General features: G+C 66.8%; 20 protein-coding genes. 10 read left to right on the forward strand and 10 right to left on the reverse strand.

The window, feature by feature from the left end:
- Nucleotides 1–75: 75 nt before the first annotated feature.
- Together CYJ10_RS32680 and CYJ10_RS32685 are read right to left on the reverse strand one after the other, a co-directional pair.
- Nucleotides 76–1,053, reverse strand: coding sequence for a CobD/CbiB family protein (locus tag CYJ10_RS32680; RefSeq protein ID WP_101685582.1), 978 nt, complete (start codon nucleotides 1,051–1,053; stop codon nucleotides 76–78).
- A gap of 229 nt (nucleotides 1,054–1,282) precedes the next feature.
- On the reverse strand, nucleotides 1,283–1,984 hold the full coding sequence (locus CYJ10_RS32685; protein WP_101685583.1) for a pirin family protein: 702 nt from the start codon (nucleotides 1,982–1,984) through the stop codon (nucleotides 1,283–1,285).
- A 145-nt stretch (nucleotides 1,985–2,129) separates the two neighbouring features.
- Here CYJ10_RS32685 and CYJ10_RS32690 point away from each other — a divergent pair, with 145 nt between their 5' ends.
- Together CYJ10_RS32690 and gluQRS are read left to right on the forward strand one after the other, a co-directional pair.
- The gene (locus CYJ10_RS32690) at nucleotides 2,130–3,062 is read left to right on the forward strand and encodes a LysR family transcriptional regulator (RefSeq protein ID WP_101685584.1); all 933 of its coding nucleotides are present in this window, start codon (nucleotides 2,130–2,132) and stop codon (nucleotides 3,060–3,062) included.
- Nucleotides 3,063–3,074: 12 nt separating this feature from the next.
- On the forward strand, nucleotides 3,075–3,953 hold the full coding sequence (gene gluQRS / locus CYJ10_RS32695) for a tRNA glutamyl-Q(34) synthetase GluQRS (RefSeq protein ID WP_101685585.1): 879 nt from the start codon (nucleotides 3,075–3,077) through the stop codon (nucleotides 3,951–3,953).
- Nucleotides 3,954–4,068: 115 nt separating this feature from the next.
- Here gluQRS and CYJ10_RS32700 read toward each other — a convergent pair whose 3' ends face one another.
- Complete coding sequence (locus CYJ10_RS32700) at nucleotides 4,069–5,631, reverse strand: DEAD/DEAH box helicase (protein ID WP_101685586.1); 1,563 nt, start codon at nucleotides 5,629–5,631, stop codon at nucleotides 4,069–4,071.
- 273 nt (nucleotides 5,632–5,904) lie between these two features.
- On the opposite strand from CYJ10_RS32700, the gene CYJ10_RS32705 reads away from it, so the two are divergent.
- Nucleotides 5,905–7,536, forward strand: a complete 1,632-nt coding sequence (locus tag CYJ10_RS32705; protein ID WP_101685587.1) for an alkaline phosphatase D family protein — start codon at nucleotides 5,905–5,907, stop codon at nucleotides 7,534–7,536.
- A 75-nt stretch (nucleotides 7,537–7,611) separates the two neighbouring features.
- On the opposite strand, the gene CYJ10_RS32710 is transcribed toward CYJ10_RS32705, so the two are convergent.
- Both CYJ10_RS32710 and CYJ10_RS32715 read right to left on the reverse strand, forming a co-directional pair.
- Nucleotides 7,612–8,610, reverse strand: a complete 999-nt coding sequence (locus CYJ10_RS32710) for a Bug family tripartite tricarboxylate transporter substrate binding protein (protein WP_101685588.1) — start codon at nucleotides 8,608–8,610, stop codon at nucleotides 7,612–7,614.
- Between the two features lie 95 nt (nucleotides 8,611–8,705).
- Entirely contained in the window at nucleotides 8,706–10,349 is a 1,644-nt protein-coding gene (locus CYJ10_RS32715; protein ID WP_101685589.1) for an acyl CoA:acetate/3-ketoacid CoA transferase, read from the reverse strand.
- Nucleotides 10,350–10,501: 152 nt separating this feature from the next.
- On the opposite strand from CYJ10_RS32715, the gene CYJ10_RS32720 reads away from it, so the two are divergent.
- Nucleotides 10,502–11,332 carry an IclR family transcriptional regulator domain-containing protein gene (locus CYJ10_RS32720; RefSeq protein ID WP_101685590.1) on the forward strand — a complete coding sequence of 277 codons (831 nt, stop codon included), beginning with the start codon at nucleotides 10,502–10,504 and terminating at the stop codon, nucleotides 11,330–11,332.
- A gap of 212 nt (nucleotides 11,333–11,544) precedes the next feature.
- Here the strand turns inward: CYJ10_RS32720 and CYJ10_RS32725 are convergent, their stop codons facing one another.
- Genes CYJ10_RS32725 through CYJ10_RS32735 form a run of 3 tightly spaced genes read right to left on the reverse strand, consistent with a single transcriptional unit; the run spans nucleotide 11,545 to nucleotide 13,801 of the window.
- Nucleotides 11,545–12,153: a glutathione S-transferase family protein gene (locus tag CYJ10_RS32725; RefSeq protein ID WP_101685591.1), complete on the reverse strand. Its 609-nt coding sequence runs from the start codon at nucleotides 12,151–12,153 to the stop codon at nucleotides 11,545–11,547.
- A 17-nt stretch (nucleotides 12,154–12,170) separates the two neighbouring features.
- Nucleotides 12,171–12,896 (reverse strand): site-2 protease family protein, encoded by a 726-nt coding sequence (locus CYJ10_RS32730; protein ID WP_101685592.1) that lies wholly within the window; start codon nucleotides 12,894–12,896, stop codon nucleotides 12,171–12,173.
- Nucleotides 12,893–13,801, reverse strand: coding sequence for a DUF2167 domain-containing protein (locus CYJ10_RS32735; protein WP_101685593.1), 909 nt, complete (start codon nucleotides 13,799–13,801; stop codon nucleotides 12,893–12,895). The genes CYJ10_RS32730 and CYJ10_RS32735 overlap by 4 nt, the downstream gene beginning before the upstream one ends.
- A 295-nt stretch (nucleotides 13,802–14,096) precedes the next feature.
- On the opposite strand from CYJ10_RS32735, the gene CYJ10_RS32740 reads away from it, so the two are divergent.
- From CYJ10_RS32740 to CYJ10_RS32755, 4 genes are all read left to right on the forward strand, one after another.
- Nucleotides 14,097–15,083, forward strand: a complete 987-nt coding sequence (locus CYJ10_RS32740; protein WP_101685594.1) for a 2-keto-3-deoxygluconate permease — start codon at nucleotides 14,097–14,099, stop codon at nucleotides 15,081–15,083.
- Nucleotides 15,080–16,300, forward strand: coding sequence for a four-carbon acid sugar kinase family protein (locus CYJ10_RS32745; protein WP_101685595.1), 1,221 nt, complete (start codon nucleotides 15,080–15,082; stop codon nucleotides 16,298–16,300). Before CYJ10_RS32740 ends, CYJ10_RS32745 begins: the two co-directional genes overlap by 4 nt.
- Nucleotides 16,301–16,327: 27 nt before the next feature.
- Entirely contained in the window at nucleotides 16,328–17,329 is a 1,002-nt protein-coding gene (gene pdxA / locus CYJ10_RS32750) for a 4-hydroxythreonine-4-phosphate dehydrogenase PdxA (protein ID WP_101685596.1), read from the forward strand.
- A 102-nt stretch (nucleotides 17,330–17,431) separates the two neighbouring features.
- On the forward strand, nucleotides 17,432–18,208 hold the full coding sequence (locus CYJ10_RS32755; protein ID WP_101685597.1) for a DeoR/GlpR family DNA-binding transcription regulator: 777 nt from the start codon (nucleotides 17,432–17,434) through the stop codon (nucleotides 18,206–18,208).
- A 47-nt stretch (nucleotides 18,209–18,255) separates the two neighbouring features.
- Here CYJ10_RS32755 and CYJ10_RS32760 read toward each other — a convergent pair whose 3' ends face one another.
- Both CYJ10_RS32760 and CYJ10_RS32765 read right to left on the reverse strand, forming a co-directional pair.
- A complete protein-coding gene (locus tag CYJ10_RS32760; RefSeq protein ID WP_101685598.1) occupies nucleotides 18,256–18,852 on the reverse strand; it encodes a hypothetical protein in 597 nt (198 codons plus the stop codon).
- 151 nt (nucleotides 18,853–19,003) lie between these two features.
- Nucleotides 19,004–20,122, reverse strand: coding sequence for an FAD:protein FMN transferase (locus tag CYJ10_RS32765; protein ID WP_257993638.1), 1,119 nt, complete (start codon nucleotides 20,120–20,122; stop codon nucleotides 19,004–19,006).
- A gap of 214 nt (nucleotides 20,123–20,336) precedes the next feature.
- Here CYJ10_RS32765 and nosZ point away from each other — a divergent pair, with 214 nt between their 5' ends.
- Both nosZ and CYJ10_RS32775 read left to right on the forward strand, forming a co-directional pair.
- Nucleotides 20,337–22,259 (forward strand): TAT-dependent nitrous-oxide reductase, encoded by a 1,923-nt coding sequence (gene nosZ / locus CYJ10_RS32770; RefSeq protein WP_101685599.1) that lies wholly within the window; start codon nucleotides 20,337–20,339, stop codon nucleotides 22,257–22,259.
- 58 nt (nucleotides 22,260–22,317) lie between these two features.
- The coding region (locus CYJ10_RS32775) for an FMN-binding protein (protein ID WP_146002168.1) at nucleotides 22,318–23,425 on the forward strand (1,108 nt) is incomplete at its 3' end.

Raw genomic sequence — 23,425 nt, forward strand, 5'->3', positions numbered from 1 at the left:
TCAACCTTATTCAGGACGAGTCAAGGACGAAAAAAAAGCGCCACAACCGTGGCGCTTTTTTTCGTCCGTCGCGGGTCAGCCCACCCAGAGCGCCAGCGAGATCATCGCCAGCAGCAGCATCCACAGGATCACGGCACGCCAGACCAGGCCCACCGCCGATTGCAGCGTGCGGATGCCGGGGTCCGCCCCAAATTCTGGGGGCACCGGCTCGGCTTCGCTCATGCCCGGCGCGTAGTCCACACCGGCCAGGCTGGTGCGCAGGATGACGCTGGAATCCTCTTCGGCCAGCGGCTGGCCCAGCCGAACCCCAAGCGCCCCGCCTCCGCTGGCCAGCAGGATGCCGTTGACCGCGTCGTTCCACTTGCGCGCGTGGTTGCGCCACGCGTAGACAGCGTCCTCGAAATTGCCGACGATGGCAAACCCGATCGCCGTCAGACGCGACGGCACCCAATCCAGCACATAGAACGCGCGGGCCGCGAAACGCCCCAGCGCCGGACTGCGCTCGTTCGACGGCGTGTTCCACTGCCGATTCAGGAATTCGGCCGTGCGATACAGCACCACGCCGCCGGGGCCGATCGGCACCAGGAACCAGAAGAACACCCCGAATACATGCCGATGCACGGCCACGATGGCCGCCTCCAGCGTGTGCCGGACGATCTCGCTGACGGGCATTTCTACCGTGTCGAGCCCGGTCCATTCGTGCAGCAGCGTGCGGGCGGTATGGAGATCGTCCCGGTTCAGTGCCTCGTGGATGTCGGTGAAGTAATGGCTGAACTGCCGGAAACCCAGCGTCAGGTAGAGCAGCAGGACGTTCCAGACCAGGGTCAGGGCCACGCTGATCGACGCCAGCAGATAGTGGACGAACACCACGGCCAGCGTCAGCGGCAGCACCACGGTGAGCCAGGCCAGCGCGGCATCGCGCGGGCGTCCGGTGTCGAAGGCGTGCTCGGCACGGTCACCCAGCACACGCACGATGTCGTAGATGGGATTGTTCCGGCCGAGCGCCCGGAATTGTTCGGCAATCAGCGCCAGGAGAATGGATACGAAGGTCATCGCGTGACGATAAATCGGCGCACGGCGTGTGCCGCGGCGGTCGCATGGCGGATAGGCCAGACGATAGCATAGCGGCAAGCATTCCAAGTACCTGTAAGCACTGGTTACGGGTAAACGGTAAACGAATGACGGCCCCACCATGCAAACGCCCGCCACGGGGGCGGGCGTCTGGCTGCGGGGCAGTGGAGCCGGATGCCGCGTGGCACCGGCTCATCCCCAGACACGGCCATCACGCCGGCATGTCGAACACCAGCACTTCGGCGTCGGCGCCCTTTTCCAGGCTCACGGCATTTTCGCCGGCGAGCTTGGCGGCGTCGCCCGCTTCCAGCGGCTGGCCGTTCACCGTCACCCGGCCCCGCGCCACATGCACATAGGCCTGGCGACCCGGCTGCAGCGCCAGCGTGGCCGCCTCGTCACCGTCGATCAGGCCGGCAAACAGGCGAACGTCCTGATGGATCACCACCGAGCCTTCGGCGCCGTCCGGGCTGCCCACCAGGCGCAGGCGGCCCCGCTTGTCGGCGGCGTCGAAGCGCTTTTCCTCGTAGCCCGGCTCGATGCCCTGCTGGTTCGGCATGATCCAGATCTGCAGGAAGTGCGTGGTTGCATCGGCCGAATGGTTGTACTCCGAGTGACGCACGCCGGTGCCGGCGCTCATGCGCTGCACGTCGCCGGGGCGGATCACGCTGCCGTTGCCCATGCTGTCCTTGTGCGCAAGTTCACCTTCCAGCACATAGCTGATGATTTCCATGTCGCGGTGGCCATGGGTACCAAAGCCCATGCCCGGCGCCACACGGTCCTCATTGATCACACGCAGCGGGCCAAACTGGATATGGCGCGGGTCGTAATAGTCGGCAAACGAGAATGTATGGTACGACTTGAGCCAGCCATGGTCCGCATAACCGCGATCTTCAGACTTACGGATTTCAATCATTTTGATGGCCCTCCTTGTGGCCTGGAATCGAACCCCTCAGCGCTTGGCTGCGGGGCTCAGCGGCGTTTCGATGCTAGGCAGTTTAGGGGAGCGGGAGTATATTGGCGGGCACCGCGTTAGAAGCACTTGTTCAGAAATTCTGAATATGCCACTGTCACTCGAATCCCTTGAAGTCCTTGACGCCATCGAGCGCAAGGGCAGTTTTGCCGCCGCCGCCCACGAGATGGGCAAGGTGCCCTCCGCCCTGACCTATGTGGTCCGCAAGCTCGAGGAAGACCTCGACGTGCTGCTGTTCGACCGCCGGCGCCACCGGGCCGAACTGACGCCGGCGGGCCGCGCCCTGCTGGACGAAGGCCGCCACCTGCTGCACGCGGCCGACGACCTGGCACGGCGCGTCAAGCGGCTGGCCACCGGCTGGGAGGCCAACCTGAACATCGCCGTGGACGATCTGGTCAATTTCCGCGCCCTGCTGCCGGTGATCCAGGATTTCTACGCCGAGAACACGGCTACCCGGCTGCGTTTCTCCAAAGAGGTACTGGGCGGCACCTGGGATGCGCTGGTCAGCAACCGGGCCGACCTGATCATTGGCGGCGCGTACGAGATTCCGAGCACCCAGGGCTTCCAGGTGCGGCCGCTGGGCACGATTCCGTTTGTCTTCGCCGTGGCCGCGCACCATCCGCTGGCCACCGAGGAAGGTCCGCTCACGACGATCCAGATCGCCAAGCACCGCATCGTGGCCGTGGGCGATACCTCGCGCAACCTGCCCGCGCGCACCCATGGCGTGCTGGCCGGCCAGGACGTGCTGGTGGTGCCCACCATGCGCGACAAGCTCGAAGCGCAGATCCGCGGCCTGGGCTGCGGCTGGCTGCCGGCCCCGATGGCGCAGCCCCATATCGAAAGCGGCGTGCTGCAGGTGCGCGAAACCGTGGAAGTGCGGGCACCCGGCAACTTCAAGGTGGCCTGGCGCACCAACACGCGCGGCAAGGCGCTGCAATGGTGGTCCAGCAAGCTCGACGACCCGCGCCTGGCGCAGGCGCTGATGCAGCAGACACCGCAGCAACCGGAGTCGCTGGAGTAACTCCGCCGCACCATGCCGCAACGCTACCGGGGGCGCTTCGCCCCCTCCCCCACCGGCCCGCTGCACCTTGGTTCGCTGGTGACCGCGCTGGCCAGCTGGCTCGACGCCCGCGCCCATGGCGGCGACTGGCTCGTGCGAATCGAGGACATCGACTACCCGCGCTGCGTGAGGGACGCCGACACTGGCATCCTGCGCACGCTTGAAGCGCTGGGCCTGCACCCCGACGAGCCCCCGGTCTGGCAGAGCCGCCGCGAGTCACGCTATGCCGATGCGCTGCGGCGACTCGATGCCGCCGGAAGCCTGTATCCATGCGGCTGCTCGCGCAAGGAAATCGCCGATTCGCTGATCCACGTGCGCGAGCGGCACCAGACGCTGGGGTATCCGGGCACCTGTCGCAATGGCCTGCATGGCAAGCTGCCGCGCGCCTGGCGCGTGCGCGTGCCGGACGGCCCTGCGGCCACGATCTGTTTTGACGATCGCTGGCAGGGGCAGCAATGCCAGAACCTGGAAACGGAGCTTGGAGATTTCGTGCTGCGCCGGGCCGACGGGCTATGGGCGTATCAACTGGCCGTGGTGGTCGACGATGCCGAACAGGGCATCACCCACATCGTGCGCGGGGCCGACCTGCTCGACTCCACGCCTCGCCAGATCCATTTGCAGCACCTGCTCGGCCTGCCCATGCCGTCGTACCTGCACGTGCCCGTAGTGGTCAACGCAGTTGGCGAAAAACTGAGCAAGCAAAGCGGCGCGCTGGCACTGGACACGGCCGCGCCGCTCGACCCACTGCGGCAGGCCGGTGCGCACCTGGGCATCGTGAACGGGGAAGGCTCCGTCGCGGCCTGGCTGGCTGCGGCCACGGAGCAGTGGGCGGAACAGTGGCTGGATCGGTGAAGCAGCCACGCGATCATCGAGCCCGATCCGCTCCTCGCCCGGAATGAAAACGGCCCGCTGAACGCGGACCGTTGTACTTTTCAAGCGCTGGCGATGTCCGCGAGCGCTTCGATCCTTACGACTTGCGGGGCGCACCGCCCAGCAGCGCCGCCACCGGGCGCTTGGGCGCCTGACGGCCACGCGAGAGCGCGGCGGCCAGTTGGTCCTCGGCCTTCGGCGCCGGCGTGTAGTTGCCCGACGGCTCGTACGGACGCGAGAAGAACGGATCGTCCGACGGACGGAACGCCGGCCGGCCATTGGGCTCGGTACGACGGCGGCGCGGGGCCGATTCCTCGCCCTCGCTGCGGCCACCGGCACCACCGTTGCCACCCGCACCACCGGTTCCACCCGTATTACCGGCGGCACCGTTGTCACGCGTACGGCGCACGTCGGCGCGCTGGCGGCGGCGGTCGGTTTCTTCCAGACGCGCACGCTCGCCGGTCGGATCGAAACCTTCCAGCGTACCGCGCGGCACGCTGCGCTTGATCAGCTTCTCGATATCGGCCAGCAGACGGTCGTCGTTGCCCGGCACGTGGATCGACAGCGCGTCGCCGCTGGCACCGGCGCGGCCCGTACGGCCAATCCGGTGGACGTAATCCTCGGCGCTGAACGGCAGGTCGAAGTTGATCACGCACGGCATGGCCGGGATATCGAGGCCACGCGCGGCCACATCGGTGGCCACCAGCGCGTCGATCGTACCGCTCTTGAAGCCGTCGAGCGTCTGCATGCGCTCGGTCTGCGTCTTGTCGCCATGGATGGCGGCGGCGTTGATGCCTTCGCGCTCCAGATGACGTGCCAGCCGCGAGCAGCCAATCTTGCTGTTCACGAACACGATGCACTGCTTCGACTGCTGCTCGGCGGCGCGTTGCTTGAGCAGGTGCACCACGGCGGCCTGCTTGTGGCCGTCCGGCACGGAATACACCATCTGGCGCACGTTCTCGTTGGTCGAGTTGCTGCGTGCCACTTCGATGGTCACCGGCTGCTTCAGGTAGCTCGACGCCAGCCTCTTGATCTCGGGCGAGAACGTGGCCGAGAACAGCAGCGTCTGGCGTTGTGCCGGCAGCAGGTTGATGATGCGCTGCAGGTCGGGCAGGAAGCCCATGTCGAGCATGCGGTCGGCCTCGTCCAGCACCAGCATCTGCACCTGCGACAGGTTCACCGATTTCTGCTGCACATGATCGAGCAGACGGCCCGGCGTGGCCACCAGGATTTCCACGCCACGGCGCAGCGCGTCGGTCTGCGGATTCATGTCCACGCCACCGAACACCACCGTGCTGCGCAGGTCGGTGTGCTGCGCGTAGCGCGCCACGTTGTCGTAAACCTGGTCGGCCAGTTCGCGCGTGGGCGTCAGCATCAGCGCGCGCACCGGGTGGCGCGCCGGCGATGCGCTGGCGTTGGCCATCGGCAGCAGGCGCTGGATGATCGGCAGTGCAAAGCCGGCGGTCTTGCCGGTGCCGGTTTGTGCGGCGCCCATGACGTCCTTGCCCAGCAGCACCACGGGAATGGCCTGCGCCTGGATTGGCGTGGGCTTGGTGTAGCCCTGGTCGGACAAGGCACGCAGAATGCGCGGATCCAGCCCGAAGCTCTCGAACGTCTGCTCTGCGGCTGGGGTCTGGTCTGGGGTGTTGGTCATCGTCATCAATGAGGTGTCGGTGCAGGGCGCGGAGCCGAGGCAACGGACACGCGTCTGGTACGGTTCAACGGGCGGCGCGCGGCGGAAAACACGCGAAAAGATGAATTGCCCGGAAAATCAAAGACTTGGATTCTACCACCAGAGTCAGGGGACGCACACGGGGACTGAAGGGCAGTATCGGCGTTTGACATGTCAATGACGTGTCAACAACGCGTCACAAAAGCTGGCGACGATATCGCCCCGGCCATGTACATACATTGACATCCGAAGCTTTCCGCCATGACGACCCGCCTGCCCTCGCTTCCCGCCACGCCGCCTTCCGACGCCACCCGCCGGAGTTTCCTGCGCACTTCCAGCCGCTTTCTGGGCCTGGGCGCCGGGATGGCGGCCGGCCTGACCCTACTCGGCCCGTCGGCACTGGCCGCACCGGCCGTGGTGGCGTCCGGCCGCCCGGACGCGCCGGACGGTATCCAGCTTGGCGACCCATCGGACGACGGCATGGTGGTCTGGGCACGCGCCGGACAGCCGGCGCGCATGGTCGTCGAATACGCGACCGCGCCCGGCTTCCGCAACGCCATGCGCATCTCTGGCCCCTTGGCCAGCAGCGAGACCGATTTCACCGCACGGACCCAGTTGACCGGCCTGCTGCCGGGCCAGCAGTATCACGTTCGCGTGGCGTTCGAGGCACCGGGCCAGCGCCGCAGCCAAGGCGCATGGATGGAAGGCAGCTTCCGGACTCGGGCCATGACGACCGACAAGCCGGTGCGCTTTGTATGGTCCGGCGACACCGTCGGCCAGGGCTGGGGCATCAATCCCGACCTGGGCGGCATGCGCATCTACGAAGCCATGCGCCAGCGCAACCCGGACTTCTTTATCCACAGCGGCGACACGATCTATGCCGACAGCCCGATCACCGCCGAGCAGAAAGCCGAAGACGGCCGCATCTGGCGCAACGTGGTGACCGAGGAAGTCAGCAAGGTGGCCGAAACACTGAAGGAATTCCGCGGCCGTCATCGCTACAACATGATGGATGTCAATGTGCGCCGCTTCGCCAGCCAGGTGCCGCAGATCTGGCAATGGGACGACCACGAGGTGACCAACAACTGGTCGGACGCGAAAGACCTGTCGGCCGACAACCGCTACAAGGAAAAGGATGTGCGCCTGCTGGTGGCCCGTGGCAGCCGCGCCTTCCTGGAGAACGCGCCGATGCGCTGGCACCGCCAGGGCCTGGCCGAGCGCGTGCACCGCAAGATTGCCTATGGCCCCCTGCTCGACGTGTTCGTGCTGGACATGCGCACCTATCGCGGCCCGAACGGCTACAACCGCGACACCACGGAAAGCGCCGCCACCGCTTTCCTGGGCAACGCGCAACTGGACTGGCTGATGGCCGAGATGACGGCGTCGCAGGCCACGTGGAAGGTGATAGCCGCCGACATGCCGATTGGCCTGGGCGTACCGGACGGCAAGGATGCCGAAGGGCGTGCCAAATGGGAGGCCATCGCCAACGGCGACGGCCCGGCGCTGGGCCGCGAGCTGGAAACCGCGCGCCTTCTGACCCGCATCAAGCAGGCCGGGCTGAAGAACGTGGTCTGGCTCACGGCAGACGTGCATTACTGCGCCGCGCACCACTACTCGCCCGAGCGCGCCGTGTACAAGGATTTCGATCCGTTCTGGGAATTCGTGGCCGGGCCGCTCAACGCGGGCAGCTTCGGGCCGAATCCGCTGGACAACACGTTCGGCCCGCGCGTCGTCTACCAGAAGGCACCCACCGCCCAGAACATGTCGCCGTTTGCCGGCTTCCAGTTCTTTGGCGAGGTCAACATCGATCCCGCGTCACGCGCGCTGACCGTGGACCTTCGTGATTTGAACGGTGTGTCGCAATTCCAGCAGACGCTGCCGGTACAGGCCTGAAATTGAAGATTTAACGATGCACGCCTGGCCCGCGCACCCCGCAGCGGGACCAGGCGCACCGTCTTTACCCGAGCATCAGTCGCTCTTGATGCCGTTGTCCTTGATGACCTTGCCCCACTTCGCATAGTCGTTCTGCATGCGCGTGGCGAGTTGCTCCGACGGCAGGTACGACGCCACGGTGCCGGCGCCCAGCATCTTCTGCTGCACGGTCGGATCGGCCAGCGCGCCCTTGAGCGCGTCGGACAGCCTGGCCACCACATCCTTCGGCGTGCCGGCCGGCACCAGCAGGCCACCCCACGACGACGCGTCGAAGCCCGGGAAGCCCTGCTCGGCCACGGTCTTCACCTCTGGCGCAAACGTGACGCGCTTGCTCGAACCCACCGCGATCGGGCGCAGCTTGCCGGCCTTGATGTGCGGCAGCGCGGCGATCATGTCCGAGAACATCATCGGCACCTGGCCGGCCAGCAAGTCGGAAATGGCCGGTGCGCTGCCTTTGTACGGCACGTGCTGCACGTCGAAGTGGCCCAGGTTCTTCAGCAGTTCGGTCGACAGATGGCCAAAGCTGCCGTTGCCGGCGCTGGTGTAGTTCATCTTGCCGGGGGCGGCCTTGGCGCGGGCGATGTACGACTGCAGGTCGGTCACATCGGGCAGCGACTGCGGGTTCACGACCATCACGATCGGCAGCTCGTAGGCGTTACCGACCGGCGTGAAGTCCTTGAAGATGTCGTAGCCCTTGCGCGGCAGCAAGTGCGGCGCCAGCAGCGTGGGCGTGGCCAGCATCACCAGCGTGTAGCCATCGGGCGCGGCCTTGGCCACGGTTTCGGTGCCGATGGTGCCCGAGGCACCGGGCCGGTTGTCGATGACGATGGTCTGCTTCAACGTCTCGCCCATCTTCTGGCCGATGATGCGCGCGGCGGTGTCGGTCGGGCCGCCGGCCGGGAACGGCACCACCAGGCGAATCGGTTTGTCCGGGTAGTTCTGCTGGGCCAGCGCAGCGGCCGATGCAAACGGCAGCGCGGCTGCCAGAGCCAGCGCCGAAAGCGCCAGACGACGGGATTGACGACGGTGTTGCACAGTGCTTCCTCCAATATCGGCCCGGTACTGCGGACCTTTTCTCGTAATCGTTCCAGTAATTTCGTTCTAGTAATTTCTTGAATCTTTCGCCGCGCTCAAAGCCGCATCGGAGCCGACCGGAACAGCCGCGCGTCCATCGTGCGCAGGTCGTCGGCCACGGCCACGGGCGTGGCGCACTGGTCGAGCACGTCGCGCTGCAGGTTCACGCCCGGCGCGATCTCCACCAGCGTCAGGCGCGCGTCGCCGTTGGCATCGGCGCGCATCTCGAACACGGCGCGCTCGGTCACATACAGCACGGGAATGCCCAGCGACGCCACGTACGGGCCGTTGAAGCTCAGGTGCGAGACCTCGGGCACGATCTTCCTGACGCGCCCTTCCTTGACGATCTGCAGCGTGCCGTCCTCGGCGCGGATCTCCAGGCCGCCCGCCGTCAGCGTGCCCATGAACACCACCGCGCGTGCGCTCTGCGTGATGTTGATGAAGCCGCCCACGCCGGCGATCAGCGCGCCCTCGCCCTCGCCAAACTTGCTCACGTTGACGTTGCCGTGGCCATCAAGCTCCGCCAGGCCCAGGATGGCCAGGTCGATGCCGCCACCCTCGTAGAAATCGAACTGCGCGGGCTGGTCGACCACGGCCTCGGGATAGGCCGACGCGCCAAAGCTCAGGCCATCGGCCGGTGTGCCACCGATGGGACCCGCCTCCACGGTCAACGTGAAGCCGTCGAGCCCGGCCTGGTGCGCCAGCGCGCCCACGGCGGCCGGCATGCCCACGCCCAGATTCACCACGCGCGGCCGGCGCGCGGCCAGTTCCATCACGGCGCGGCGTTGCACGATGGTGCGGGCGTCCAGCGCAGCCGATGTGGCCGGCAGCGACTGGGCTTCCTTCGCCTTCTCGGCGGCATCGGCACGCTCGCCACGCCACGGGCGCACGTAGGCGTCGTTGTACGGCTCGGCAAACGTCATCTGATGGTGCGCCGGTTGCTCGCTGACCACCACGTAATCCACCAGGATGCCGGGCACGTGAATCGCCTGCAGCGTCTCGTGATAGTCGACGACCGACTCCACCTGCGCGATCACGATGCCGCCCGAGTTGTGGGCCGCCTGCGCCATCGCCAGCAGTTCGTGGTGAAACGCCTCGCGATGCGTGCTGAGGTTGCCGCGCGGGTCCGACGCGGTGCAGCGGATCAGCGCGCAATCGATGCGGAAGCTTGGATAGAACAGGTATTCGTCGCCACGGAAGTCCACCGCCTCCACCCAGTTTGCGGTGCCCGCCGCGATCGCGTCGCGGGCCCGCCCGTTGACGGCGCCACCGTGGTAACGCGGGTTCCGCGCCGTGCGCGGATCCACAAACGTGTGCAGGCCGATCTTCGTCAGCACGCCAGGCTTGCCACCCGCAATGGCGCGATACAGATGCGTCAGCACGCCCTGCGGCAGGTTGAAGCCTTCGCAATCCTCGTTCATGGCCAACGTGGCCAGGCGCGTGGCCGAACGCCAGTGCCCGCCGACGATGGCGCGCGTCATGCCGGCGTTGCCGAAGTGGTTCACTCCGCGCGCGCCGCGGTCGCCCTGCCCTGCGGAATAGACCAGCGTCAGGTCGCGCGGCAGGCCATCGCGCAGAAAGCGTTGCTCCAGCGCCTCGGTCACGCCCTCGGCATGGCCGGCACCCACAAACCCCGCGCTGGCCACGGTCCAGCCGGTCTGGACGAGTTCCGCCGCCTGCGCGGTGGTGATCACCTTCATTGCCGTCTCCTGAGTCTTCTGCTGTCGTGGTTTCTACCGATCCACATTTTGCGAACAAATGTTCGCGGAACATCTATCATACGGATCGGGCGGCCGGACGCAAGTCAGGTCTGACCCGCAGAAACCCCCTATTTCGATTCGTTCGATCCGACATGCCGCGCAGCGACGCCAAAGCCACCGAACCCGTGACCGACGCCGTCACCGAGGACGCCATCGAGACGCCCAGAAAGGAAGAACTGCTCGATTCCCTGACCAAGGGCCTGGCCCTGCTGCGTCTGTTCGCCGGCGGTACCGATCGCCTGACGATGCAGGACGTGGCCGAACAGCTAGATGTGACGCGGGCCGCGGCGCGCCGCCTGCTGCTGACCCTGGCGCACAACGGCTACGTGGCCCAGCAAGGCCGCCAGTTCGTGCTGACGCCCAAGGTCATGGACCTGGGCTATGCCTACTTTGCGTCGATGAACCTGCCGCAGCTTGCGCGCCCTTATCTGCAGGCCCTGTGCGCCGAGGCGGGCGAAAGCTGTTCCATCGGCATGCTGGACCATGAGTCCGTCGTGCTGGTGGCGCGCGAGGAGCCCAACCAGTTGCTGCGCGTGGACATGGCGATTGGCCGCCGCATGCCGGCCTATGCGCACTCGCTGGGGCGCGTGCTGCTGGCCGGGCTGGACGACGACGCACTGGCCGCCTACCTGGACCGTGCCGAACTGCGCAAGCTGACGCCCTTCACGATCAGCTCCCGCCCCGCGCTGGCACGCAAGCTGGAAGAAGTGCGCGCCGATGGCTACTGCACGCTGGTCAGCGAACTGGTGGATGGTTTCGCAGGCATCTCGGTGCCGCTGACCGACCAGACCGGCAAGGTCGTGGCCGGTCTGGGCCTGAGCATGGTGCTGGGTAGCCGCGACCAGGCGTATCTGGAACAGCACTACCTGCCGCCGCTGCGCCACGCGGCCGCGCAGATCGAAACCATCCTGAAGGCGCGATAAGTGCCGGTCGGCCCCACAAGGAAAAAGCCCCGCTGGCCGGGGAGGTCGCGGGGCTGAAGTGGTAGCGGGGCAAGGATCCTGTCGCCCCGTTGCCTATCGTGATGCAACGCGACTAGCGCCACATCACCCGTTTGTGGGGGATTTGGTGGGGTATCGCACAGCAGACGGATGACTCGCCCAAACTTGTTCAGTCAACACATCACATTTGACGTTCAGGCGTGCGGCAACGCCTGAAACGCCGGAAATGCGTCGACGGCCGCCGTGAATCCGGCCAGCGCCGGATGCGCCGCCGGCGCCAAGCGGCCCGGTAGCAACGCCTGCGTGAACGTCCAGACCACCGCCGCTGTCAGCCCCGCCTGATCGAGATCCTGCTCGGCCGATGGCACAGGCACGGCCTTTATCTCGGCCTCCAGCAGCGCGAACGCGCTGGCGCACTGGCCATCCACGCGCTCCACCCACGGCTGATGCACTTTCTCGGTGGGCCGCAGGTTGTGCTCGTACACGTGCTGCACCGCCTTCTCGCACGCCGCCAGCGCCAGGCCGACGATGCGCAGCGCACGCTGGCGGGCGGCCAGGTCCGTCGGCATCAGGCTGCGGCCGGCCAGTGCCTCCGCGTAGTCGATGATCAGCGTCGAATCCATCAGCACCATGTCGTTGTCGCACACCAGGCTCGGGGCCTTGACCACCGGATTGATCGCGCGAAACTGGTCGAACGTGCGAAACACCGACACCTGCTCCAGCGCATAGGGCAGCCCCAGCAGCCGCAGCGTGATCGCGGCGCGGCGCACGTAGGGGGAATCGAGCATGCCGATCAGTCTCATGGAATTACCTTGTGGTGTCAGTTGGGAATGTGGGCGGCACCCAGCGACGTGTGCAGATCGTGCGTCATGATCGCCAGGAACGCGACGAGCCCGAGATAGCAGAGCATATAGGTCAGCCGTGCCTCGGCGTCGATCGCATAGTACTGCCGATTCTCCGGCGCTTGCGGATCGTAGCGCCAGGCCTTCATGACCTGCGGCGCGGCAAGCAGGGCCACCAGCAGCAGGATGGGACTGGGCCGCACCAGAAAGAGTCCCACCAGCACCGGCACCCCCAGCAGCCAGATGCGCGGCGACAGCACCGCCGTCACGCGCCCGCCATCGAACGGCGACAGCGGGATCAGGTTGAACAGGTTGATGAAGCACCCGGCATAGGCCAGCGCCAGCAGCAACTGGCTGTCGTAGGACCGCGCCAGCAGATAGCAGACCAGCGCGCCCACCGTACCCAGCACGGGACCGGCCAGGCCGACATAGGCCTCGGTCTCGACATCGGCCGGCAACTGCTTGAGTTCCACCCACGCGCCCACGAACGGAATGAACGTCGGCAGGCCCACGTCGAGCCCGCGTTTGCGCGCGGCCAGGTAGTGGCCCATCTCGTGCACCAGGATCAGGCCGACAAAGCCGGTAGCGTAGCGCCAGCCGTAGATCCACGCATAGGCAACCAGCGACACCAGCATCGTGCCGCCGGTCGCCGCCAGCTTGCCGAGCTTCAGCCCACCGAACAGCAACAGCAGCAGCTTGGTCATGCCTGGCTCTTGTTCTTCTTGAACCGGCGCGACACCGCGTAGCCGAATCCGGCCACCGCCACGCCAATCACCTTCGCGAACTTGGCCACGAACGCCGCGATGACCGCGAGCAGGCCCAGCTTCTTGGCAGCCACCCCGCCCACCAGCGCCGCCAGCCCGTACTCGGCCACGCGGTCGGTACTGCCGTTGAAGTCGGCGTAGCGCTTGCCGTCGTCGAAATCCAGGTTCGCCAGCAGCTGCTGCACCTTGAGCTTGTCGGCTTCCACGTTCTGGCGGGGGGTGACCAGGTTCAGGCTGACATAGCCTTCGCGGCCCAGCGCGTAGGTGTTGTAGTTGACACCCTGTGGCGCATTGGCCGGCGCGCCACGCTCGCTCATGGCCATCGACCAGACCAGCCGATGCGTGGCGGCATCGTAGTGCGGGCGCTCGACCCAGCCCTGCAGATCCACCGCCGGGATGCCGCGCTTCTCGCGTTCGATATTGCCTTGGTCGGTGCCGTCCTTCAGCGACTTGAAAAGATCGTCGACATTCCAGTCGCGAGCGTCGTCGTCGCGGATGTAGCCGGACGGCTCGTACTTGGCGATCACCATCCAGTCGGCATCGCCCGTGGGCATCACCAGCCCCAGCAGCCGCTCGTCATTGCTGTTGCCCATCGCCCGTATCAGCTTGCCGGCGGCAGGCTGCGGGATGAACGCCTCGTGCGCAGGCACCTGCAGCGTTGCCTGGTCGCGCAGCTTGATGCTGACCGGCCCGGTCTGGGCCTTGTCGGACGCCTCGCGCCAGGCCTGCTCCAGTTCGGCCTTGCGATCGGCCGGCATCTGCGCCCACACTGGCAAAGCCAGGACGATGGCGGCAGCGCACGTGATCTTGCCGATCACCACGGCAAGCGGATGTCTGGTTTTCATGACCCTTCCCTGTTTTTTTAGCTGTCATCGCGGCCGTCTGTGTCGGCCGGCATCGAAGTCTATCGAGAAGACGTGTGATGCACTGGCCTGCGCAAGAGGGGTGTTGTTGCAGTGCATCGATCACATGAGACCGTCACCGGTCGACCCGACGGCACATAATTGACCAATTCAATCATTTTTGTGACCGAACTGGTCAAGATTGATCGTTTGGCCTACACTTCGCCCCACGTTTGATCGATTCGATCAAACGCCTGCGCAAAACACACAGTTGCCGCACCCCACGCGGCAGGAGACGATGATGCAGATTCATATCAAGCGCGCCATCGAGCGCGTGCCGGGCGGCATGATGATCGTGCCGTTGCTGATCGGTTCGCTGGTTGCAACGTTTGCCCCCGATGGTCCGAAGTTCTTTGGGTCGTTCACCAACGCCCTGTTCACGGGCGCGCTGCCCATCCTGGCCGTGTTCTACGTCTGCATGGGCGCCAGCATCAGCGTCAAGGCCACCCCCTACATCGTCAAGAAAGGCGGCGTGCTGTTTGCCACCAAGGTTGGCACGGCCATCCTGCTGGGCGTGATCCTGGGTCACTTCCTTGGCGAGGCGCCGATCAGCGCCGGCATGTTCGCCGGCCTGTCCACGCTGGCCGTGGTGGCGGCGATGAACGACACCAACGGCGGCCTGTACATGGCGCTGATGGGCCAGTACGGCAAGCCCGAAGACGTGGGCGCCTACACGATCATGTCGCTGGAATCGGGTCCGTTCCTGACCATGGTCACGCTGGGCGTGGCGGGCCTGTCGGCCTTTCCGTGGCCGACGCTGGTCGGCAGCATCCTGCCGCTGATGCTGGGCATGATCCTGGGCAACCTGGACCGCGAGATGCGTGAATTCCTGAGCAAGGCCGTGCCGGTGATGATTCCGTTCTTCGCGCTGGCGCTGGGCGCCGGGCTGGACCTGCACAAGGTGTGGCAGGCCGGCATGCTGGGCCTGGGCCTGGGCGTTGCCGTGGTGGTGATCACCGGCTTCGCGCTCTACATCGCCGACCGCCTGAGCGGCGGCACCGGCGTGGCGGGCGTTGCCGCCGCCAGTACCGCAGGCAATGCCGCGGCCGTGCCCACGCTGGTAGCGGCGGCCAACCCGGCCTACACCGAGGCCGCCAAGCACGCCACGATCCTGGTGGCGGCCTGCGTGGTGGTGACCTCCGTGCTGACCCCGCTGCTGACCGCCTTCGTGGCGCGCCGCGTGGCGCAGAAGTCCAACGCCGCCATGGCCAGGACCGCCGCATGAGCTGGCTCATCATCGCCGACGACCTGTCCGGCGCGGCAGACTGTGCGATCGGCTTTGCCGCGCATGGCGCGCGCACGGTGGTGACGCTGGATGCAGCGGCAGCCGCGGAAGTCGGCGGTGCCGATGTGGTGGCCGCCGACGTCGACAGCCGCCGCCTGGCGCCGGCCGACGCCGCGGCACGCAATCTCGAAGCCTGGCGCTGCGGCACTGCCGCGCACCGCCGGCTCTACAAGAAGATCGATTCCACCCTGCGCGGCAACTGGGCCGCCGAAACGGCCGCGCTGCAGCCGGTGGCCGGCCTGGCCATCGTCGCCCCGGCCTTCCCGGCCATGGGCCGCATCACGCGCGACGGCCGGATGTTCGTGAACGGCCAGCCGCTTGAAGACACCGACATCTGGCACCTGGAAGGCCTGAGCGGCCCCGCCGACATGGTGGCGCTGCTCGAAGCCCAGGGCCTGCGCACCGCGCGCATTTCGCTGTACACGCTGCACGCCGGCATGGCCGCCGTGCAGTCGCAACTGGAAACCTGGCAGGCCGAGGGCTATCACGCCGTGGTCTGCGACGCCGAAATCGAAGCCGACCTGCTCACGCTGGCCCAGGCGTCCATCGACCTGGCCACGCCGGTGTTCTGGGTGGGCTCGGGCGGCCTGGCACGCGCGCTGTCGACGGCGGCACCCGTGCGTGGCGTGGAAGCCCCGACCACAGCGCCCCGCCACGAAGGCCCGGTGCTGACGCTGGTGGGCAGCATGTCCGGCGTGTCGGGCCGGCAGGCCACGTACCTTTGCGAGCAGGCCGGCATCGACGCGCTGGTGGTGCCGCCGCAGGCGCTGCGCGACGGCGCGCATCACGCGGCATGGATCGCGTCGCAGCAGTCGATTGCCGAATGCCTGAAAGACGGCCGCGACCTGCTGGTCAGCATCGGCCGCGACGACGCATTCGACCCGGCCGAAGGGCCGCAGTTGTCCACTGCGCTGGCCAAGCTGGTATTGCCCTACTTTGCGCACGTCGGCGGCCTGATCGCCACCGGCGGCGAAACCGCACGTGCGATGCTGGCGGCTGCCAGCATCGGCGCCCTCACGCTGAAGCGCGAGGTGGAAGCCGGCGTGCCGCTATCCGAAACCCTCACGGGCCCCACGCGCCGCATCGCCACCAAGGCGGGCGCGTTCGGCACCGACGCCGCGCTATGGCTTGCCTGGCAAGCCATGCGCCAAGACTGATTTCCCCACCAAACGGGACATGGACAAATGAGCGACTACATTCCGGTTATCGGCATCACGATGGGTGATGCCACGGGCATTGGCCCCGAAGTCATCGTCAAGAGCCTGGCGCACGAAAGCGTCTACGCCCAGTGCCGCCCGCTGGTCATCGGCGACGCGCGCCGGCTGGAACAGGCCGGCCGCCTGGTCAACTCGACGCTCAAGATCCGCGCCATTGCATCGCCTGCGGAAGCCCGCTTCGAGCTGGGCACGATCGATTGCATCGACCTGGGCCTGATCCCGGAAGACCTGCCCTTCGGCAAGCTGTCGGCCGTGGCCGGCGACGCCGCGTTCCGCTACATCGAGCGCGCCGTGCAACTGACGCAGCAGGAAACGATCGACGCCATCTGCACCGCGCCGCTGAACAAGGAAGCGCTGCACGCCGGCGGCCACAAGTTCCCGGGCCATACCGAGATGCTGGCGCACCTGACCGGAACGCCCGAGGTATCGATGATGCTGGTGGCGCCGAAGCTGCGCGTGATCCACGTGACCACCCACATCGGCCTGATGGACGCCATCCGCAAGATCGAGCCGGGCCTGGTGCAGCGCACGATCGACCGCGGCAACACCACGCTCAAGCGCGCCGGCATTGCCGCGCCGCGCATTGGCGTGTGCGGCATCAACCCGCACGCCGGCGAGAACGGCCTGTTCGGCCAGGGCGAGGAAGAACAGAAGATCATCCCGGCCGTGGAGGCCCTGCGCGCGCAGGGCGTGGATGTGGAAGGCCCGCTGCCGGCCGATACGCTGTTCTATCGCGCCGGCCGGGGCGACTTCGACCTGGTGGTGGCGATGTACCACGACCAGGGCCATGGCCCCGTGAAGGTGCTGGGTCTGGAAGCCGGCGTGAACATCACCGTCGGCCTGCCGGTCATCCGCACGTCGGTCGACCACGGCACCGCGTTCGACATCGCCGGCAAGGGCATCGCCGACGAGCGCAGCCTGCTGGAAGCCCTGCGCCAGGGCGCGGAACTGGCCACACGGCGCGCCTGATCGCGTCTGGTCGCGCCCGGTCGCCGGGGCGCGCATCTGACCGCGCCTGCACTGCTGTAAGATCGGGGATCGTTTTTTGATCCCCTTTTTCTTGTCTCCGTCATGAAAGCCGCCGACCGCCGCCGCGCCATCCTCGAACTCGTGCTTGCGGGTGAGGACGCCAACGTCGACCGCCTGACCGCCAGCCTTGGCGTGTCCGAGGCCACCGTGCGCCGCGACCTGACCGCGCTGGCGCGCGAAGGCCGCATCGTGCGCACCTATGGCGGCGCCGCCGCACTGATGCAGGTGGGCGGGCACGAACCCGAGGCATCGCTCGAGGAACGCAAGGCCCTGCAGCGCGACCAGAAGGAAGCCATCGCGCGCCTGGCGGCAAGCTTCGTGCAGGACGGCGATGCGGTGCTGCTGGACAGCGGCACCACCGCCGCCGCGCTGGCCCGCCTGCTGGCCGCGCGCGAAGACCTGCACGTCTACACCACGAACCTGCTGGCCGTGACCGCGCTGGCGGGCCTGCCCAGAATTCGCGTTACGCTGATCGGCGGCGATGTACGCCCGTCGAGCATGGGCACGTTCGGGCCGCTGGCGCAGGTGGCGCTGTCACGCATCAGCGTCGACAAGGCGTTCCTGGGTGCCGACGGGGTGGTGGCCGGCGTGGGCCTGTGCGAAGCCAGCGCGGAGCAGGCCTACCTGAAGGAATGCATCATCCGCCAGGCCGCCGACATCTTCGTGCTGGTCGATTCCACCAAGCTAGGGCGCGCCCGCCAGCAGCACTGGACCCCGCTGGAGCGTGCCTGGACGCTGGTCACCGACGCCGAGGCCACGCCGGCCCAGCTTGAACCGTTTCACGCGCTTAAGCAGGTGAAGGTGGCGGTGGCCAGCTAACCAGCAAGCCCCTCTCCCGGCGCACGGCAGAGGGGCCCTGCCCAGCCTTACCCGTGCACGCGGCCGTTGTGCTTGTCCCGATAGATCTTGCCGCTGGCATGGCTCTCCGCACGCGACACGGCGGCCTGCTCGCCGGCGCCCACATGGCCGTTGCGGCCGGCGCGGGCTTCCGTGCGGTCCACATGCGCTTCACCCCGTTCCAGTTGCGCGGTCTCCCGATTGGTCAGCGCGCCGCTCTGCACGCCATTGCGGATTCGCGTTTCCTGCTGGACATTGCGCTGGACGTCGGCCTGCATCCGTTGCGACGACACACTGTTCGGATTGCCGAGCGCACCATTGTGGGTGTCGTGTGCAATGTCCTGGCTCAGACGGTTCTGCGCGTTCTGGATGCGCGCCTGCTCTTGCGGCGACACGCGGCCGCTGCGCTCCGCGTTGGCCTGCATGCGATCCACGCGCGCCTCCTGCTTTTCCAGGCCCGCCGCCTCGTGCGTGGTCAGGGCCCCCGATTGCAGGCCGCTCTCGATCCGTTGCTGCTGATTGATGTCCCGCTGCGTGTCATGGATGACCGCGCCAGTCTGTGCGCTGGCGATACCGGAAAATGCCGCGACGAACAGCCCGGCGAGCAAGACGGAATGGCGCTTCATGATGATTTCCTCCGATGGATGGCGTTTGCTGGTTTGTGTTGTCAGGGCCGTTGCCCTGCCTCCAGTAATGCCGCAGCCCACCCGCAGGAGGACGCCCGTTCTGTAAGCCGTGTAACGAGGCATTTCGGCCCCTCGGGACAATGCTTGCATGTCAGGTCGTGCAGACAGGTTCTCCGCTGCAAGCGCCAAGCCGTTCGCGCATGCCGGCGGACATCCACCGTGTTCCCGCCGCATCCACCGTCAGCGCGTCCACGCCCGACATCGCGCCCAGCCAGCGCTGCCCTGCCCCCTGCCCCGCCACCATCATCGCCGGGCCCATGCCGTTGACCGCATCCGCATGGCGCGCCACCAGCACCACGCCGCGCATGCGCTGTTCCGGCATGCCGGTGTCGGGATCGAGGATGTGGTGGTAGCGCTTGCCCGCCACCGTGAAGCTGCGCTCGTAGTCGCCCGACGCGGCCACCACGGCATCGCCGCGCAGGCGCAGCACACCGATCAGCGTGGCAGGCGCCATCGGGTCGCGCACGCCGATGCGCCAGTCCTGCTCGTGCGAATGGCTCCCCGGATGTGCCCCTGTGCGGCCCTGCGGCTGCCCGCTGACCAGCACGTCGCCACCGCCGTTGATCATTGCCGCTTCCACGCCATGCGCCTTGAGCACGGCCATGCCGGCCTGCAGGATGGTCAGCTTGGCGATGCCGCCCAGGTCGACCCGCATGCCGCGCCGGCGCAGGAACGCCGTCTGCCGCGTCGGGTCGAGCAACAGGTCGCGGTAATCCACAAGCCGAAGTTCACGCGCGATCTCGTCGGCGGCCGGCACCACCGGCTCGGCCCGATCAAAGCGCCATCCGGTCAAGGCCCCCACCGTCATGTCGAACGCGCCACGGCTGCGCGCCGAGACGGCCTGCCCCATCGTCAACACGCGCAGCATCTCGGGCGGCACCGGCACCGGCTGCAGCCCTGCCGACAGTTGCATCGCGTGAACGGGGTTGCCCAGGCGGTAACGGCTCATCATGTCCGCCAGGCGGGTCATCTCCGTCCAGGCCGCCTGCATGGCCGCGTCGGCGGTGCGCTGGTCCACGCCATCCACGGTGATGTCCAAGCGCGTCCCCATCAGCGTGCGCGATGACTGCGCCACGCCCACGCCCGCCAGCACTGGGCGCAGCCACAGCGCCGTGGCCAGCAACGGCACGGCCTGCACCCATCGGCGCCGCGCCGCGCCGTGCGCGGACATGCCCGCCGTCTCCGGCCGGAAAATGTTGGCCTGCTCCATGATCCGTTCCCCTCGTATCGCAAAACAGCCATTCTAGAAATGCTGCAAGCCCCGCGCGTTGGAACAAATCAAACTGTTGTTGAGAATCATAATTTCTTTGATTCGTTGACCGCCATCAATCCCCTCTTTGGAAAGAGCCCGGAATATCTCGTCAATTCCAGTGCGATTTCATTTCTGGCCGGAACTGCCGGTCATTACTATCCCGAGGGTCTCGATGAGCAAGCAGAACGAGAACAGGAACGCTGCAGGCGGAATTGGTCGCCGCCAGTTCCTGGGCACGGCCGCCATGGCCAGCCTGGCAGGTATCGCAGCATGTTCCGACAAGGGCGCCGCCGTGGCGAGCGCCAGCAGCGAAGGCAAGGCGGCACCGGCGACGGCGCACGGCGGCAGCGCCGCCAACATCCACCTGAAGCCGGGCGAACTCGATACGTACTACGGCCTCTGGAGCGGCGGCCACACCGGCGACATGCGCGTGCTGGGCCTGCCGTCGGGCCGCGAGTTGCTGCGCATCCCGTGTTTCGTGCCCGATGCGCTGGTGGGCTGGGGCATCACCAACGAGTCGAAGAAGGTCATGGGCACCAAGCCGGACGGCTCGCTGCGCTACACCGTCGGCGACACGCACCACACGCACGCGTCGTACAAGGACGGCAACTACGACGGCCGCTACGCGTGGATCAACGATAAGATCAACTCGCGCATCGCACGCATCCGGCTCGACTACTTCATCTGCGACAAGATCACCGAGCTGCCCAATGTGCAGGGCTTCCACGGTATCTTCCCGGACAAGCGCGACCCGGTGGACCCGGCCATCAACTACACCACGCGCGTGTTCTGCGGCGCCGAGTTCGCCATTCCGCTGCCCAACACGCCGACCGACGACGGCACGAAGTACCGCAGCCTGTTCTCGTGCGTCGACGCCGAGACCATGGCCGTGCGCTGGCAGGTGCTGATCGACGGCAACTGCGACCTCGTGGCCACGTCGTATGACGGCAAGCTGGCCGCTACCAACCAGTACAACACCGAGAACGGCGCGCACTTCGAGGAGATGATGTCGGCCGAGCGCGACGCCTGCCTGTTCTTCAACATCGCCCGTATCGAGGCGGCCGTCAAGGCCGGCAAGTTCAAGACCTACGGCGACTCGAAGGTGCCGGTGGTGGACGGCACGCACGCCGCCAACCCGGACCCGAAGACTGCGCTGACCGCGTATGTGTCGGTGCCGAAGAACCCGCACGGCGTGAACGCCAGCCCCGACCAGAAGTACTTCATCTGCGCCGGCAAGCTGTCGCCAACCTGCACGGTAATCGAGCTGTCGAAGGTGCTCGACTGGTTCGACGGCAAGATGGAGAAGATCGACGACGCCATCGTGGCCGAAGTCGAACTGGGCCTGGGGCCGCTGCATACCGCGTTCGACGGGCGCGGCAATGCCTACACCACGCTGTTCCTGGACAGCCAGCTCGTGAAGTGGAACGTCGACGCGGCCATCCGCTTCCACGGCGGCGACAAGAACGCCAAGTACGTGGTGGACCGGCTCGACGTGCAATACCAGCCCGGCCACGTCAACGCCTCGCAGTCGGAAACGATTGCGGCCGATGGCAAGTACCTGGCCGTGGGCTGCAAGTTCTCGAAGGACCGCTTCCTGCCGGTGGGCCCGCTGCACGCCGAGAACGAACAGCTGGTGGACATCTCCGGCGACAAGATGGTGCTGCTGGCCGACCACCCGGTGCGCGGCGAGCCGCATGACTTCGTCATCTTCAAGCGCGACCTGGTGAAGCCGAAGCAGGTCTATGCGATGGACGACTTCCCGCTGGCGGTCAGCCCGGACAAGTCGGGCGTCACGCGCGAAGGCAAGAAGGTGACGGTGCGCATGACGTCGCAGGCGCCCGTGTTCAGCCTGCGCGAGTTCAAGCTGAAGAAGGGCGACGAGGTCACGCTGATCCTGACCAACCTGGACAAGGTCGAGGATCTGACGCACGGCTTTGCGATCCCGAAGTACAACGTCAACTTCATCGTGAACCCGCAGGAAACGGCCTCCGTGACGTTTATCGCGGACAAGCCCGGCGTCTTCTGGTGCTACTGCACCCACTTCTGCCACGCGCTGCACCTGGAAATGCGTACCCGCATGATCGTCGAAGCCTGACGCCCGCCCCGCCGTCCGCGCAGTCCCCACGCGCGCGGACGGGCGACGCCCCCGAGCCATGTCAATTCTCTCCGTCTTGCGCGCGGCCCTGCTGGCCGCGCTGCTGCTTGCCGCCCACGCGTGGCACCCCGCCCTGGCCGATACGGCCTACGAGGCGCATCTGCCCGACGACCTGGCCACCGTGCCCGACCTGTGCGCCCGGGCCCCCTGCAAGGAAGTCTTTCCTGGCGCGGATACGTTTTCCGTACGCAAGGGCCAGCCGCCATACGTCGAGGCCTACGGACCTGCTGGCGCCGATGGCAAGCGCCCGCTGCTGGGCTACGTGATGCTGTCGACCGATATCACCGACACGCCGGCCTACTCCGGCAAGCCCGTGGTGACGCTGATCGGCATGGACAACGCGGGCCGCTTTGTCGGCATCAAGGTGCTCAAGCACTCCGAGCCGATCCTGCTGCTTGGCATTCCCGAAACCGCGCTGCCACGCTTCAACGCGCAGTACGTCGGGAAGTCCGTCACCGACAAGATCGAGATCGGCAGTGCGCGCCCGGACGAAGGCGTGCTTGGCGTCGATGCCATCTCGGGCGCCACTGTGACCGTCATCGCCCAGAATCAGGTGCTGATGACGTCCGGCGCGGCCGTGGCGCGGCAGGTCGGCATCCTGGCGCCGGTACAGCGCGCAGCCGCACAGTTCGCGGCTGGCAATCCGCAGTTGACCTGGAAGGCCCTGGTCGACCAGGGCCTCGTCAAGACGCTGCGCATCGACACCAGCCAGGTGGGCCTTGAAAAGTCGAGCGAGCCGTTCATCGAACTCTGGTTCGGTGACCTGAACCATCCTGACGTGGGACGCAGCGTGCTGGGTGAGCGCGGATGGCAGAACCTGCGGCAAAGCCTGCGTTCTGGAGAAAATGCGATCTTCGTGATTCGCACGGCCGGCAAGGAATCGTTCAAGGGGTCGGGCTTTGTGCGCGGCGGCCTTTACGACCGCGTGCAGATCCGCCAGGGCGACGACACCTTTACCTTCCGCGATCTCGACTACCTGAACCTCTACGGCCTGGCGCCCGACGACGCCCCGCCATTTAATGAATCGGCTATCTTCATCGTGCGCTCGGGGTCTTTCTCGGCGGCGTGGCCGTGGAAGCTGGTCTTCCTGGGCAACCGCGTCGACC

This window comes from Cupriavidus pauculus (assembly GCF_002858765.1).
GTDB classification, from domain to species: domain Bacteria; phylum Pseudomonadota; class Gammaproteobacteria; order Burkholderiales; family Burkholderiaceae; genus Cupriavidus; species Cupriavidus pauculus_B.